Origin of the sequence: Micromonospora inositola, assembly GCF_900090285.1 — a bacterium.
Classification (GTDB): Bacteria; Actinomycetota; Actinomycetes; order Mycobacteriales; family Micromonosporaceae; genus Micromonospora; species Micromonospora inositola.
The window spans coordinates 2,391,153-2,404,441 of sequence record NZ_LT607754.1; the positions used below are offsets into that span (position 1 = coordinate 2,391,153).

The 13,289-nt window shown below is 73.0% G+C and carries 12 protein-coding genes, 1 pseudogene and 1 riboswitch; of the genes and pseudogenes, 7 read left to right on the top strand and 6 right to left on the bottom strand.

Features of this window, described 5'->3' with window-relative positions:
* Nucleotides 1-40: 40 nt before the first annotated feature.
* Nucleotides 41-161: riboswitch (SAM riboswitch) on the bottom strand.
* Nucleotides 162-184: 23 nt separating this feature from the next.
* Nucleotides 185-1,672: a PrsW family intramembrane metalloprotease gene (locus GA0070613_RS11435; protein WP_089012267.1), complete on the top strand. Its 1,488-nt coding sequence runs from the start codon at nucleotides 185-187 to the stop codon at nucleotides 1,670-1,672.
* Nucleotides 1,673-1,679: 7 nt separating this feature from the next.
* On the opposite strand, the gene GA0070613_RS32730 is transcribed toward GA0070613_RS11435, so the two are convergent.
* Together GA0070613_RS32730 and GA0070613_RS11440 are read right to left on the bottom strand one after the other, a co-directional pair.
* Nucleotides 1,680-1,847 (bottom strand): hypothetical protein, encoded by a 168-nt coding sequence (locus tag GA0070613_RS32730; protein ID WP_172875794.1) that lies wholly within the window; start codon nucleotides 1,845-1,847, stop codon nucleotides 1,680-1,682.
* A gap of 129 nt (nucleotides 1,848-1,976) precedes the next feature.
* Complete coding sequence (locus GA0070613_RS11440; protein WP_089012268.1) at nucleotides 1,977-2,324, bottom strand: GroES family chaperonin; 348 nt, start codon at nucleotides 2,322-2,324, stop codon at nucleotides 1,977-1,979.
* A gap of 89 nt (nucleotides 2,325-2,413) precedes the next feature.
* Between GA0070613_RS11440 and GA0070613_RS11445 the strand changes: the two genes are divergently transcribed.
* On the top strand, nucleotides 2,414-3,778 hold the full coding sequence (locus tag GA0070613_RS11445; RefSeq protein ID WP_331716726.1) for an AI-2E family transporter: 1,365 nt from the start codon (nucleotides 2,414-2,416) through the stop codon (nucleotides 3,776-3,778).
* Between the two features lie 38 nt (nucleotides 3,779-3,816).
* Here GA0070613_RS11445 and GA0070613_RS11450 read toward each other — a convergent pair.
* Nucleotides 3,817-5,991, bottom strand: a pseudogene (locus GA0070613_RS11450) (ATP-dependent DNA helicase); the annotation flags it as partial.
* Between the two features lie 111 nt (nucleotides 5,992-6,102).
* Between GA0070613_RS11450 and GA0070613_RS11455 the strand changes: the two are divergent.
* On the top strand, nucleotides 6,103-6,609 hold the full coding sequence (locus tag GA0070613_RS11455) for a DUF402 domain-containing protein (RefSeq protein WP_089012271.1): 507 nt from the start codon (nucleotides 6,103-6,105) through the stop codon (nucleotides 6,607-6,609).
* 7 nt (nucleotides 6,610-6,616) lie between these two features.
* Here GA0070613_RS11455 and sigJ read toward each other — a convergent pair whose 3' ends face one another.
* Nucleotides 6,617-7,573 carry an RNA polymerase sigma factor SigJ gene (gene sigJ, locus GA0070613_RS11460; protein WP_089012272.1) on the bottom strand — a complete coding sequence of 319 codons (957 nt, stop codon included), beginning with the start codon at nucleotides 7,571-7,573 and terminating at the stop codon, nucleotides 6,617-6,619.
* Between the two features lie 191 nt (nucleotides 7,574-7,764).
* Between sigJ and GA0070613_RS11465 the strand changes: the two genes are divergently transcribed.
* The 3 genes from GA0070613_RS11465 (at nucleotide 7,765) to GA0070613_RS11475 (ending at nucleotide 10,521) form a co-directional block, all read left to right on the top strand.
* Nucleotides 7,765-8,754 (top strand): PPK2 family polyphosphate kinase, encoded by a 990-nt coding sequence (locus GA0070613_RS11465; RefSeq protein ID WP_089012273.1) that lies wholly within the window; start codon nucleotides 7,765-7,767, stop codon nucleotides 8,752-8,754.
* 131 nt (nucleotides 8,755-8,885) lie between these two features.
* Nucleotides 8,886-9,512 carry a DUF47 domain-containing protein gene (locus GA0070613_RS11470; protein ID WP_089012274.1) on the top strand — a complete coding sequence of 209 codons (627 nt, stop codon included), beginning with the start codon at nucleotides 8,886-8,888 and terminating at the stop codon, nucleotides 9,510-9,512.
* A 4-nt stretch (nucleotides 9,513-9,516) separates the two neighbouring features.
* Nucleotides 9,517-10,521, top strand: coding sequence for an inorganic phosphate transporter (locus GA0070613_RS11475; RefSeq protein WP_089012275.1), 1,005 nt, complete (start codon nucleotides 9,517-9,519; stop codon nucleotides 10,519-10,521).
* A gap of 46 nt (nucleotides 10,522-10,567) precedes the next feature.
* Here the strand turns inward: GA0070613_RS11475 and GA0070613_RS11480 are convergent, their stop codons facing one another.
* A complete protein-coding gene (locus GA0070613_RS11480; RefSeq protein ID WP_089012276.1) occupies nucleotides 10,568-11,536 on the bottom strand; it encodes a Gfo/Idh/MocA family protein in 969 nt (322 codons plus the stop codon).
* Nucleotides 11,537-11,606: 70 nt separating this feature from the next.
* Between GA0070613_RS11480 and GA0070613_RS11485 the strand changes: the two genes are divergently transcribed.
* Nucleotides 11,607-12,434, top strand: a complete 828-nt coding sequence (locus GA0070613_RS11485) for an NUDIX hydrolase (RefSeq protein WP_089012277.1) — start codon at nucleotides 11,607-11,609, stop codon at nucleotides 12,432-12,434.
* Between the two features lie 59 nt (nucleotides 12,435-12,493).
* On the opposite strand, the gene pstB is transcribed toward GA0070613_RS11485, so the two are convergent.
* Entirely contained in the window at nucleotides 12,494-13,270 is a 777-nt protein-coding gene (gene pstB / locus GA0070613_RS11490) for a phosphate ABC transporter ATP-binding protein PstB (protein ID WP_089012278.1), read from the bottom strand.
* Nucleotides 13,271-13,289: the final 19 nt, after the last annotated feature.

The window sequence follows — 13,289 nt, forward strand, 5'->3', positions numbered from 1 at the left end:
CGGGGTCCAGGGGGACCCCGGGGTGTGGGCACCGGGACGGGGTCCGCGCTTGCCCAGCACGCCGTTCGGGCTGGGCCCGGTCATCACCCGGGGCACCCCACCGCGAACTCGACGAGGGTTGCCGGCCAGCAAGCCGGGGCTTGACGCTGGCGCTCGTGACCTGCCCGGCAGCATAGCGGCCGCAATGCGGCCGGACCAGAGGGTCGCGGGTGACTACGCTGACCGCATGGCCGATACCCCGCCCGGCGGAGCCCCGCCGCCGCCGACCGCGCCCGCCGCCCCGCCGCCGGGGTCGGTGACTCCCCGGATGCCGCTGCGCCGGCTCGGCTGGCGGCGGTTCCTGGTGCTCGCCGGAGTCGTCCTGCTGATCGCCGCCGGGGCGGTCTTCATGGTCTTCACCCTCGGCGAGAGCCTGGGCGCCCAGGCGCTGCTGGTCGGCGTGATCGCGGCGGTCCTGCCGGTGCCGGTGCTGGTCTCCTGCTTCCTCTGGCTGGACCGCTACGAACCGGAGCCGCTCAAGTACCTGATCTTCTGCTTCGCCTGGGGCGCGTTCGTCTCCACGGCGATCTCGCTGAACGTCAACGAGGGCGCCGCGTGGCTGTTCAAGGGCTGGGGGCTGCCCTCGGCGCTGGTCGCGGTGCTGGTCGCCCCGTTCATCGAGGAGCTGACCAAGGCGGCCGGGCCGATCCTGCTGCTGATTTTCCGCCGGCGGGAGTTCTCCGGGGTCACCGACGCGCTGGTCTACTGCGGCCTCTCCGCGGTCGGCTTCGCCATGGTGGAGAACATCCTCTACCTGGGCGGCTACGGCTACCGGGTGGGCGTCGAGGAGTACGGCCCGGCCACCGGCGCCCAGCAGGTGATCGCCATCTTCATCGTCCGGATCCTGATCTTCGGCTTCGCCCACCCGCTGTTCACCTCGATGACCGGGGTGGGCCTGGGCATCGCCGCGCGGACGGCCGACCGGCGGGTCCGCGTGCTCGCCCCGATCGCCGGCCTGCTGCTGGCGATGATGCTGCACGGCACCTGGAACCTGCTGCCCTCGCTGGCCGTGGCCACCGGTCAGCCGCTGATCGCCCTGTACGGCTACATCGGCGTGATGGTGCCGATCTTCTTCGGCATGGTGGGGCTGGCGATCTGGCTGCGGGCCTGGGAGGGGCGGCTCACCGAGCGGACCCTGCCGGACTACGTGCGGGCCGGCTGGCTCACCCCGCCCGAGGTGGCGGCGCTGGGCAGCCTGGGCCGGCGGCACGCGGCCCGCACCTGGGCCCGCCGGATCGCCGGCGACGGCGGGGTGAAGGCGATGCGCGGTTACCAGTTCGCGGCGACCCGGCTGGCGCTGCTGCGGGACGGGATGCGTCGGGGACTGGACCGCAAGCAGGCCGACCGGGAAAGGACGGCCCGGGAGGAACGGGAGCTGCTGGAGGCGATCGCGGCGTACCGGTCGTTCTTCGTGGGGCGGGATCCGCAGACGCCGGTCGGGGTCTGGGACGGACAGCGCTACCACCTGCGGTTCCCGGACGGCTCGCAGCGGGCGGTGCCGGCGCCGGACGAGCCGGTGGTGCCGATCCCGGTGGTGCTCACGCCACCGCCGCCCCCGGCCCATCCCGCTGCCTACGGCCCGCCCGGCTGGTACGGCCCCCGCCCGGCGGCACCCTGGCCCCCCGGCGCCTGACCCTGGGTCAGGTCATCATGCCGGTGAGGAAGTCACCGAGGCCCTGCGCGATCGCCATCAGTGCCGCCCCGATCCCCTTGAACATCTGGGCCGCGCCGTCCGGCCGGAACGCCATGAAGTAGATCAGGAAGGCGACGAAGCCCCACAGCAGCAGCTTCTTCAGAAATACCGGCATCGTCCCTCCCCAGGGCGCTGGAGGTGCCTGGCTTCCCGTCGGGAAGCAGCGCAAACGGCACCCCCGGGGCGAGGCGGGCCGGCTACCCGGATACGGGCCAGTGCTCCGCCCTTCAGGGCGGAGAGCACGTCAAAGGTAGAGGCCGGTCGAGCCGGTGGGCTCCTTCTCCACCCGTTCGGCGGCGACGGCGTGCACGTCACGCTCGCGGAGCAGGACGTACCCGCGGCCGTGCAGCTCGACCTCGGACCGCTCGTCGGGGTCGAAGAGCACCCGGTCGCCGGAGACGATCGAGCGCACGTGCGGGCCCACCCCCACCGCGGTGGCCCAGGCCAGGCGCTTGCCCACCGCCGCGGTCGCCGGGATCACGATGCCCGCGGTGGAGCGGCGCTCACCCTCACTGCCCTCCATGCGCACCAGCACGCGGTCGTGCAGCAGGCGGATCGGCAGGCCGGAGTCGAGGTTCTGGTCGGCGGTCACGCGAGAGACGCTACCGCGTGCGCCGGGGTCGGTCGTGCGGTGGTTGAGCGGAGTCGAGCGGGGGCAATGTGTGGCGGATCCGCCCTAGGGTGGGCGTACGGACGTATCCTGTCCCCCCCTGTGTCGTGGGCGGACCAGCTTTGCAGGAGGTGCGCTTGAGCCGCTTCGAGCGGGTACGCGGACGGCTCCGTCACGCGTACGAGTCGGGACGCGAGTCGGTGCGCGTGCGCCGTGTCGACCCGGCGGACGAGCCCGACGACCCGGGCGTGGCCTCGCCGGCCTCTCCGGGTCCGGAAGCGCCGCCCGCGGCGACGGTGGTGGGCGCGGAACCGCCGGCCGCGATGCACAACTCCACCTCCAGCCGGGACGACGCCGACGTGCCGCACGCGCTGCGGATCGCGGCCGCCTGGTCGTGGCGCCTGATCGTGATCGGGCTCGTCACCTGGGGGCTGCTCAGGATCGTCGGCACCATCCGGATCGTGATCATCCCGCTGGCGGTCGCGCTGCTCCTCTCGGCGCTGCTCGCCCCGGCCGTCGGCTGGCTGCTCAGGGCCCGCTTCCCCCGGTCGCTGGCGACCGGGGTGGTGCTCGTCGGCGGCCTGGCCGCGGTGATCGGCACGCTGACCCTGGTGGTGAACGAGTTCATCCAGGGCGTACCGGACCTGACCGACAAGTCGTCCCAGGGCGTCCGGCAGATCCAGGACTGGTTGAAGACCGGGCCGCTGCACCTGTCGGACAGCCAGCTCAACAGGTACATCGACGAGGCGCAGCGCTGGGTCAACGGCAACACCAATACGTTCACCAGCAGCGCCCTCTCCGCCACGGCGACCCTGGCCGAGGTGCTGACCGGCACCATCCTGGTGCTCTTCGCCACCTTCTTCTTCCTCCGGGACGGCAACAAGATCTGGCGGTTCCTGGTCCGGCTGCTCCCGGTGGCCGCCCGCTGGAAGGTCGACGACGCCGGGCGGGCGTCCTGGTCGACGCTGGGCGCGTATGTCCGGGCCACCGTCCTGGTCGCCTTCATCGACGCGGTCGGCATCGGCATCTTCCTGGTCATCTTCGACATCCCGTTCGCCTTCCCACTGGCCGCGCTGGTCTTCCTGGGGGCGTTCATCCCGATCGTCGGGGCGGCCCTCTCCGGCGGTGTGGCGGTGCTGGTGGCGTTGGTCGACAGCGGGCCGATCAAGGCGCTGATCATCCTCGGTGTGGTGATCGGCGTGCAGCAGTTGGAGGGGCACGTGCTCCAGCCGCTGATCATGGGGCGCGCGGTGGCCATCCACCCGCTCGCCGTGATCATCGGGATCGCCGCCGGTGTCGTCCTCGCCGGGATCACCGGGGCCCTGGTCGCGGTGCCGCTGATCGCGGTGCTCAACACGGCCGTCCGCCGGCTCGCCGCCCGGACCGTGCCGGACACCCCGCCGGACGCGGTGGTGGTCGCCTCGCAGGCGCCCTGACGTTGTCCCGAACTGATTGATCGGGTCCGCCCGTTCCGTCAGCTCTTCCCGAGCCGTTCCAGGGCGCCCCGGGCCACGTCCGGCCGGGTGGTGTACCAGAACGGCGGCAGCGAACGCCGCAGGAACGGGCCGTAGCCGCGGGCGGTCTCCAGCCGGGAGTCGAGCACCGCGACGACGCCCCGGTCCCCGGTGGCCCGGATCAGCCGCCCCACGCCCTGGGCGAGCCGGACCGCCGCGATCGGCACGCTGACCGCGGCGAAACCGGAGCCGCCGCCCGCGTCCACCGCCGCGGCCCGGGCCGCCGCGAGCGGCTCGTCCGGGCGTGGGAAGGGCAGCCGGTCGATCACCACGAGCTGGCAGGAGTCCCCCGGCACGTCCACCCCCTGCCAGAGCGACATCACCCCGAACAGGCAGCTCGACCGCTCCTGCCGGAACCGGCGGACCAGCAGCGGCAGCGCCTCCTCGCCCTGGAGCAGCACGGGCAGATCGGTCCGCGCGCGGAGCAGCTCCGCGGCCTGCTGCGCGGCCCGTCGCGAGGAGAAGAGCCCGAGGGTACGCCCACCGAGTGCCCCGACCAGCGCCAGCAGCTCCTCGCCGGCCGCCTCGGGCAGCCCGGAGACGCTGGGGCGGGGCAGGTGCGCGGCGACGTAGAGGATGCCCTGCCGCGCGTAGTCGAACGGGGAGCCGACGTCGAGCGACCGCCAGCCGGGCCCCTCGGTGGCCGGCACGGTGCCGGTGGCGGCCCGGCTGCCGGGAGCGGCGGCGACCGGCGCGGGTGTGGCGACGTCCCCGCGCGCCGTGCTGGCGGCGAGGGCGGCGGCGGCCGGGGTCGGCGGGGCGGGCGGCGGCGCGTCGAGCCCGAGCGCCCGGGCCACCGTGTCGAACCGGCCGCCCAGCGCCAGGGTCGCCGAGGTGGCGACCACCGTGCGCTCGTCGTACAGGTGGGTGGCGAGGGTGCCGGCGACCGAGAGCGGGGCGACCACCAGCGCCCGGCGGCTGCCGTTGTCGGGCTTCTCCACCCAGGCCACGTCGTGGTCCGCCTCCTCCAGCAGCCGCTGGGCGGTGGTGGAGAGCTCGTCCAGCACCGCCTTCGCCTGCTGCTTGCGGACCGGGTCCGGGTCGTCGGCCTTGACCTCGCCGATCGCCTCCAGCGCCGCCCGGGTCGCCGCGTCGAGCAGCGTGCACGCCTCGCGCAGCGGCCCCGGCAGCCCGCCGGTGAGCCGCCCGGCGGGCACCTCGGCGAGCCCGACGGCGAGGGCGTCACCGGCCTCGGTGAGCCGCTCGGCGACCTCCGGGCGCAGCAGTGGCCGGGCCCGGCGGGTGGACCGGTCGACCAGCTCCGGGACCAGCTCGGCCTGGGCGGCCGAGGAGACCCGGTCGGCCAGCTCGTGCGCCTCGTCCACGATGAGCAGCTTGTGCGGCGGCACGATGTGCCGGCCGGCGAGCATGTCGACGGCGAGCAGGCTGTGGTTGGTGACCACGATGTCCGCCTCCCGGGCCCGGGCCCGGGACGCCTCGGCGAAGCACTCCTGACCGAACGGGCAGCGGGTCGCGCCGACGCACTCCCGGGCCGGCATAGACACCAGCCGCCAGGCCTGGTCGTCGACGCCCGGGTCCAGCTCGTCCCGGTCGCCGGTGGCGGTCTCGTCGGCCCAGTCGCGCAGTCGCTGGATCTGCTTGCCCAGCCGACCCGCCTCGCCCAGCCACTTCGTCCCGCCACCGGGGCGGGCCGCCGGCGCGTCGAAGAGGGTGTCCTCCGGCTCGTCCTCTGTGGAGTTGTCCAGGCGGGCCAGGCAGAGGTAGTGGTGCCGGCCCTTGAGCACGGCGAAGGTGGGCCGCCGGCGGAGCAGCGGCTCCACCGCGTCGGCGAGCCGGGGCAGGTCGTGGTCGACCAGTTGGGACTGCAACGCCAGGGTGGCGGTGGAGACCACCACCGGGCCGTCAACGGTCAGCGCCGGGGCGAGGTAGGCCAGCGACTTGCCGGTGCCGGTGCCGGCCTGGACGAGCAGGTGCTCGGCGGAGGCGATGCTCCGCTCGATCGCCTCGGCCATCTGCTGCTGGCCCGGGCGGGCGGCCCCGCCGGGCACCGCGCCGACCGCCGCGGTGAGCAGGTCGGCCCCGCTCGGCCGGGTGCCCCGGCCCTTCCGGGACGCGGCGGGACCGGTGGCGGTGCGGGGCGGAGTCACCGTGCGACGGTACCCGCCGCGGCCGACACCGGGCGCGTCGATCCGCCGCGTGGCGTCGTCGCGGTACGCGTTCCCGCGGGTCGCGTCCGGTTACCTGCCGATCGCGTCGCGTGGCCGGAATCGGTTAGGGTGCCAGTCATGCCGAGCGACGTGGTCCGCGTGATCTACCGCAAGTACGACGGCAGCGCCCACCGCGACTACCCGGCCCGCCGGCTCGCCGAGGACGACCTCGGCGTCTGGCTCGGCGTGCCGGCCGGCACCGAGTCGGTCTACCACGGACGACCCTCGGTCGAGCAGATCCCCTTCGTCCTGCTGGTGCCGCACCACGGCTGGTGGACCGGCATGTTCAACCCGCCGCCGCGGACCAGCGAGGTCTACTGCGACATCGCCACGCCGGCCCGCTGGGAGGGCGACGACACTGTCCACCTGATCGACCTCGACCTGGACGTGGTGCGTCGCCGGGCGACCGGCCTGGTGGAGCTGCGCGACGAGGACGAGTTCGCCGAGCACCGGGAGCGCTTCGGCTACCCCGACGACGTGGTCGCCGAGGCCGAGGCGGCGGCCCGTTGGCTCTTCGGCGCGCTCGGTGACGGCACCGAGCCGTTCGCCACGTCGTACCGGAAGTGGCTGGCCCTGGTGGTCTGAGCCGGGTTCACCAGCGCGGCGGCCAGACGTCGTCCGGGCCGAACTGCGCCAGCTCAGGCAGCTTCTCCGGGTTGAGCTGGTTGAAGACACCGGTGATCCGCCCCTCGTGCACCGCGTACGCCATGACCAGGCGCAGCGTGCGGCCGTCCCGGTAGACGGTCTCCATCTGCCAGCCGAGGGCGCCGTCGACCAGCACCGGCCGGGCCAGCAGCGGGCCGGCGAACCGGGCGGCCTGGCCGAAGAGGCCGAGGATGAAGCGGGCCACCGCCTCGGCGCCCACCACCGGCCGGCGGGCCGCCGGGAAGTGCCCGCCGCTGTCGCCGACCATGACCACGTCCGGGGCGAGCACCTCGACCAGCCGGTCCAGCTCGCCGGACTCCACCGCCGTGGCGAACGCGGCGAGCACCCGCTGCTGCTCGGCCAGGTCGGCGGTGTGCCGGGGGACGTCCGGGCCGGTGACCGCGCGGCGGGCCCGGGAGGCGAGCTGCCGGGCGGCGGCGGGAGTGGTGCCGAGCACCTCGGCGATGGTGGCGAACGGCACCGCGAAGACGTCGTGCAGGACGAAGGCCACCCGCTGCTCCGGCGCGAGCCGCTCCAGCACCACCAGCAGCGCGGTGCCGAGCTGGTCGGTGCGGACCGCCCGCTCGGCCGGGTCCGGGGCGAAGCCGTCCGTGGCCGGTACGGCGGTCACCACGGGTTCGGGCAGCCACTGGCCGGGATAGGTCTCCCTGCGGACCCGGGCCGAGCGGAGCACGTCCAGGCAGATCCGCGAGCAGGTGGTGGTCAGCCAGGCCCTCAGCTCCCGGATCTGCGCCCGGGCCGCCGGGTCGGCGAGAGTGCCCGCGTAGCGCAGCCAGGTCTCCTGGACCGCGTCCTCGGCCTCGCTCCGGCTGCCCAGCATCCGGTGGGCCACCGCCGTCAGGTGCCCCCGCTCCGCCTCGAACTCCGCCGCAAGATCTCCCACCACGACATCCCTCCCCACTGACACATTCTCCCCTTCCCCGGCACGTCCCACCGACCCCAAACGTGACGGCCGAGGGCGGTCAGGGAGTGGTGGCCTCCCATAAAAGACGTAGAAAGGGCGAAATGGGCATAGTCGGGGGGCGGGAGGGGCGTCGGGAGGCGGGGGTGGGTGGGGTGGGTGAGGATCGGGGGATGAGTGGAGTCGATGGGGCCGAGGTCGTGCCGCCGCACGGCGGGACGATGCGGGAGTTGCTGCGGGTGCGGCCCGAGGGTGGCGCGGTGGACCTGGGGGCGATCGACCCGCGCTCCACGCCGGGGCTGCCGCCGGCGGCGGGCAGCGGGAAGCAGCGCAAGGAGTGGGCCCGCGAGCAGGTCGACCTGCTCGGCGCCGACCTGGGCCGGCAGCAGGAGATGCTGTACGCGGCCGCGAAGGGCGCGGCCGGCCCGGAGGCGCCGACCAGCGCTCCGACGGCGGCCGGCGCCCACCTGGACGGCGACCGGCCGCGTCGGGTGCTGCTGGTGCTCCAGGCGATGGACTGCGGCGGCAAGGACGGCACGATCAAGCGGGTGGCCGGCGCGATGAACCCGCTCGGCCTGCACATTCGCTCGTTCGGGCCGCCCACCGAGGAGGAGCTGGGACACGACTTCCTGTGGCGGATCCGCCGGGCCCTGCCGCCGCCCGGCTACGTCGGGATCTTCAACCGCTCGCACTACGAGGACGTGCTGATCGCGCGGGTCGGCGCGCTCGTCGACGAAACCACCTGGCGCGCCCGGTACGACGAGATCAACGCCTTCGAGCGGGAGTTGGCCGACGGCGCGGTGACCCTGGTCAAGGTGATGCTGCACATCTCGTACGCCGAACAGGGCGAGCGGCTGATGGAACGGCTGACGGATCCGCGCAGGTACTGGAAGTACAACCCGAGCGATCTCGACTCGCGGGCCCGCTGGGACGACTACCAGGCCGCGTACGCCGAGGCCCTGGCCCGGTGCGACGCGGACGCCGCGCCGTGGTTCGTGGTGCCGGCGGACCGCAAGTGGTACCGGGACTGGGCGGTCGCCCACCTGCTTCGGGAGACGTTCGACGGACTTGATCTGGGGTATCCGGCTGCCGGTTTCGACGTGGCGCGGGAACGCCAGCGGTTGCGGAGTGGGGACGAGAGGCTGAAGGTGAACGGCGGGTGAACGACCGGTGAATCGGGCCTGACCAGGGGTGGGCCGGCGAATGCCCGGTTCCGCGGTGTACCTAGCATGCCCAGAGCGGACGCCCCTCGGGGCGGCGGCCACCCTTCCACCGACACGACGAGGTCCGTGCTGTGAAGTTTTCCTTCCGTCCCACCGAGGGCGCCTTCTACGAGCTTTTCACCAGGGCCGCGCACAATTTGGTGAAGGGCACCGAGCTGCTCAACGAGCTGGGCCTGCCCGACGTCGACATCCAGTCGGTGAGCGAGCGGCTCACCGAGGTTGAGCACGACAGCGACCAGATCACCCACGAGCTGTACAAGAAGATCAACTCTACCTTCATCACCCCGTTCGACCGGGAGGACATCTACCGTCTGGGCTCGCTGCTCGACGACGTGATGGACCACCTGGAGGCCGTCGGCAACCTGCTCTACCTGTATGGCCTCACCAAGCTCCCCGCGCTGCCGCGCGAGCTGCACGAGCTGGTGAACGTCCTCGACCAGCAGGCCAAGCTGACCGCCGAGGCGATGCCCCGACTGAAGTCGATGAAGAACCTCGAGGACTACTGGATCGAGTGCAACCGCCTCGAGAACGACGGCGACCAGGCGTACCGGATGCTGCTGGTCCGGCTCTTCTCCGGCGAGTACGACGCCCTCACCGTGCTGAAGATGAAGGAGGTCGCCGACGAGCTGGAGGCCGCCTGCGACGCCTTCGAGCACGTGGCGAACACCGTCGAGACCATCACGGTCAAGGAGTCCTGATCCTGTGAGTCCCGAACTCATCGCCGTGCTGGCGGTGATCGTGGCCGCCATGGCGTTCGACTACACGAACGGCTTCCATGACGCGGCGAACGCCATCGCCACCAGCGTCTCGACCCGGGCGCTGACCCCCCGGATCGCCCTGCTGCTGGCCGCGGTCGGCAACTTCGTCGGCGCGCACTTCGGCGCCGGTGTGGCCAAGACCGTCGGCGACGGCCTGGTCACGCTCCCGACCGGGGTGGGCAGTCTCGGGGTGGTCTTCGCCGGGGTGCTCGGGGCGATCGCCTGGAATTTGATCACCTGGTACTTCGGCCTGCCCTCGTCGTCCTCGCACGCCCTCTTCGGCGGCCTGGTCGGGGCGACCCTGCTCGCCACCGGCGGGGTGGTGCAGTGGGGCAACATCGGCGAGAAGGTCATCCTGCCGATGGTGCTGTCGCCGCTCGTCGGCCTGACCCTGGGCTACCTGCTGATGCTGGCCATCCTCTGGCTGTTCCGGAAGGGGCAGCCGGGCAAGCTGAACCGGGGCTTCCGCTGGGCGCAGACCGTCTCGGCGGCGGCCATGTCGGTCGGCCACGGCATGCAGGACGCCGCGAAGACCATGGGCATCATCGTCCTGGCCCTCTACACCGGCAACTTCCAGGACGACAAGACGCACATCCCCGGCTGGGTCTTCTGGACCTCGGCGACCATGCTGGCGCTCGGCACGTACTCCGGTGGGTGGCGGATCATCCGCACCCTCGGCCGCAAGATCATCGACCTGGGCCCGCCGGAGGGCTTCGCCGCCGAGACGGTGGCCAGCGCGGTGCTCTACTTCAACGCCCTGGTGCTGAAGGCACCGATCTCCACCACCCACACGATCACCTCGGCGATCATGGGTGTGGGCGCGACCAAGCGCATCTCCGCGGTCCGCTGGAACGTCGCCGGCAACATCGTGATCGCCTGGATCATCACGTTCCCGGCCGCCGCGGCGATCGCCTGCCTCGCCTACCTGGTGGTCCGGCCGCTCTTCTGACACCGACCGTCCGTTCGAGGGGCCTCCTGCCACGGCAGGGGGCCCCTCAGGCGTAGTCGACCCCGATCCGCTCCCGGATGTCGTCCAGCAGCGCCATCACCTCCAGCGTCGCGACGTGCGGGACCAGCGGGCTCTCGGTCAGCCCGGCGGCCAGGCAGCGCTGCACCTCGGCGGCCTCGTGCTGGTAGCCGCCGCCGGTCAGGTCGGCCGGGATGGTCTCCGGTTCGGCCCCGAGGCGGTGCAGCACCGCCGAGCCGGGTCGGTAGAACGGCTCGGGCAGGTCGATCCGGCCGGTGGTGCCGGTGATCGACGCGGTGATCGCCGTCGCGCCGACCATGCCGCAGCTCAGCGTCGCCACCGCGCCGGAGTCCCAGCCGAGGACGATGCCGGTGTTCGCGTCCACGCCCTCCGGGGTGATCTTCGCCCAGGCCCGCACGTGCTGCGGCACCCCGAGCAGCAGGTGCGCCAGGCTCAGCGGGTACACGCCGAGGTCGAGCAGCGCCCCGCCGCCCAGCGTCCGGGCCCGCATGCGGTGCTCGGGCGGGAACGGCCCGGCCGCCCCGAAGTCCGCCCGCACGCTGGTCACCTCGCCGATCGCCCCGTCCGCGATCAGCTCCACCACGCGGAGGATGAGCGGGTTGGCCCGCATCCACATGGCCTCCATCAGGAAGACCCCGCGGGCCCGGGCGGTCTCCACCAGCTCAGTGCTGGTCGCCAGGTCGAGCGTGCAGGGCTTCTCCACCAGCACCGCCCGGCCGGCGGCGAGGCAGGTCATGGTCGCCTCATGGTGGGCGGCGTGCGGGGTGGCCACATAGATCACGTCCAGGTCCGGGTCCGCGGCCAGTTCCGTCCAGGAGCCGTACGCCCGGGGGGCGCCGTGCCGGGCCGCGAACAGTTCGGCGCTCTCCGGCGTACGCGAGCCGACCGCGACCAGTTCGGCGCCCGGCACCAGCCGCAGGTCCTCGGCGAAGCGGCCGGCGATGTGTCCGGTGGCCAGGATTCCCCAACGCGTCATGCCGGCACGCTATCCCGGTCCTCCCGGGCACCGGGAGGAAGATCCACCGGTCGGGAACTAGGCTCGCGGGATGACGATCGACGGCTTCGCCGCACCCCCCGCCCTGGTGGAGCACGCCCGCCGGTTCCACGCCGAGGGCGGCATCCCGGCGACGCCCCGGGTCGCGGCCACCGTGCTGCTGCTCCGCCCCGCCGGCGCCGACTTCGAGGTGTACGTCATCCGCCGGGTCGCCGCGATGACCTTCGGCGGGATGTACGCCTTCCCCGGTGGCGGGGTGGACCGCTCCGACTCCCAGGCGCACCTGGACTGGGCGGGCCCCGAGCCGGCCGAGTGGGCCACCCGCCTCGGGCAGGCCCCGGACGCCGCCCAGGCGGTGGTCTGCGCCGCCGCCCGGGAGGTCTTCGAGGAGGCCGGGGTGCTGCTGGCCGGCCCGGACGGCGCGACGGTGGTGGGCGACGTCAGCGGTGACGACTGGGAGGCCGCCCGGCAGGACCTGGAGGGGCGCCGGGTGGGTTTCGCCGACCTGCTCGCCGGGCGGCGGCTGACGCTGCGGTCCGACCTGCTGCTGCCGTGGAGCCGGTGGATCACGCCGGAGTTCGAGCCGCGCCGCTTCGACACGTACTTCTTCCTGGCCCTGCTGCCGGCGGGGCAGCGGACCCGGGACGTCTCCGGCGAGGCCGACCACACCATGTGGATCCGCCCCGCGGACGCCCTGGCCCGCGCGGAAGCCGGCGAGCTGACCATGCTGCCCCCCACGCTGGTCACCCTGGCCCAGGTGGCCGCGGCCGGCGACCTGGCCGGCGTCGCCCGCACGGCGGCCACCCGCGACGCCGCCACCCCCGTCACCCCCCACCTGGACCTCCCCGAAGACGGCGAGCCCCGCTTCCTCCTGTCCTGACACACCGAGGGGCGCCGGTCAGTGCAACCGACGCCCCTCGCGGACCGGGAACCAGCGGCTCAGCCGAAGCGGCCGGTGATGTAGTCCTCGGTCTTCTTCACGCTCGGGTTGCTGAAGATCTTCTGGGTGTTGTCGTACTCGATCAGCCGGCCCGGGTCGCCGGTCTTCTCGATGGAGAAGAAGGCGGTCCGGTCCGACACCCGGGCGGCCTGCTGCATGTTGTGCGTGACGATGACGATGGTGAACTTGTCCTTGAGCTGGAACATCAGGTCCTCGATGGCCAGCGTCGAGATCGGGTCCAGCGCCGAACAGGGCTCGTCCATCAGCACCACCTGCGGCTCGACCGCGATCGTGCGGGCGATGCAGAGCCGCTGCTGCTGACCGCCGGAGAGGCCGGCGCCCGGCTTGCCGAGCCGGTCCTTGACCTCGTCCCAGAGGTTCGCCGAGCGGAGCGCCCTCTCGGCCGCCTCCTCCAGGATCGACTTCCGGCGGACGCCGTTGAGCCGCAGGCCGGCCACCACGTTCTCGAAGATGCTCATGGTGGGGAACGGGTTCGGCCGCTGGAAGACCATGCCGATCATCCGGCGGACCGCGGTGACGTCCACGTCCCGGTCGTAGATGTCCTGGTTGTCGATGGTCAGGCTGCCCTCGACCCGGGCGCCGGGGAGCACCTCGTGCATCCGGTTGATGGACCGCAGGAAGGTGGACTTGCCGCAGCCGGAGGGGCCGATCAGGGCCGTCACCGTCTTCGGCTCGACGGTCAGGTTGATGTTCTCGATCGCCTTGAAGGCGCCGTAGTACGCGGTGACGTTGTTGGCTTCGATGCGCTTGGCCATGGTGGCGGTACCTCCGGGG

Excerpts from the sequence above, each read along its gene's own strand:
- GA0070613_RS11435 (WP_089012267.1), top strand. The coding sequence starts at position 185 with ATGCGGCCGGACCAGAGGGTCGCGGGTGACTACGCTGACCGCATGGCC.
- GA0070613_RS32730 (WP_172875794.1), bottom strand. The coding sequence starts at position 1,847 with ATGCCGGTATTTCTGAAGAAGCTGCTGCTGTGGGGCTTCGTCGCCTTC.
- GA0070613_RS11455 (WP_089012271.1), top strand. The coding sequence starts at position 6,103 with ATGCCGAGCGACGTGGTCCGCGTGATCTACCGCAAGTACGACGGCAGC.
- GA0070613_RS11465 (WP_089012273.1), top strand. The coding sequence starts at position 7,765 with ATGAGTGGAGTCGATGGGGCCGAGGTCGTGCCGCCGCACGGCGGGACG.
- GA0070613_RS11480 (WP_089012276.1), bottom strand. The coding sequence starts at position 11,536 with ATGACGCGTTGGGGAATCCTGGCCACCGGACACATCGCCGGCCGCTTC.
- GA0070613_RS11485 (WP_089012277.1), top strand. The coding sequence starts at position 11,607 with ATGACGATCGACGGCTTCGCCGCACCCCCCGCCCTGGTGGAGCACGCC.
- pstB (WP_089012278.1), bottom strand. The coding sequence starts at position 13,270 with ATGGCCAAGCGCATCGAAGCCAACAACGTCACCGCGTACTACGGCGCC.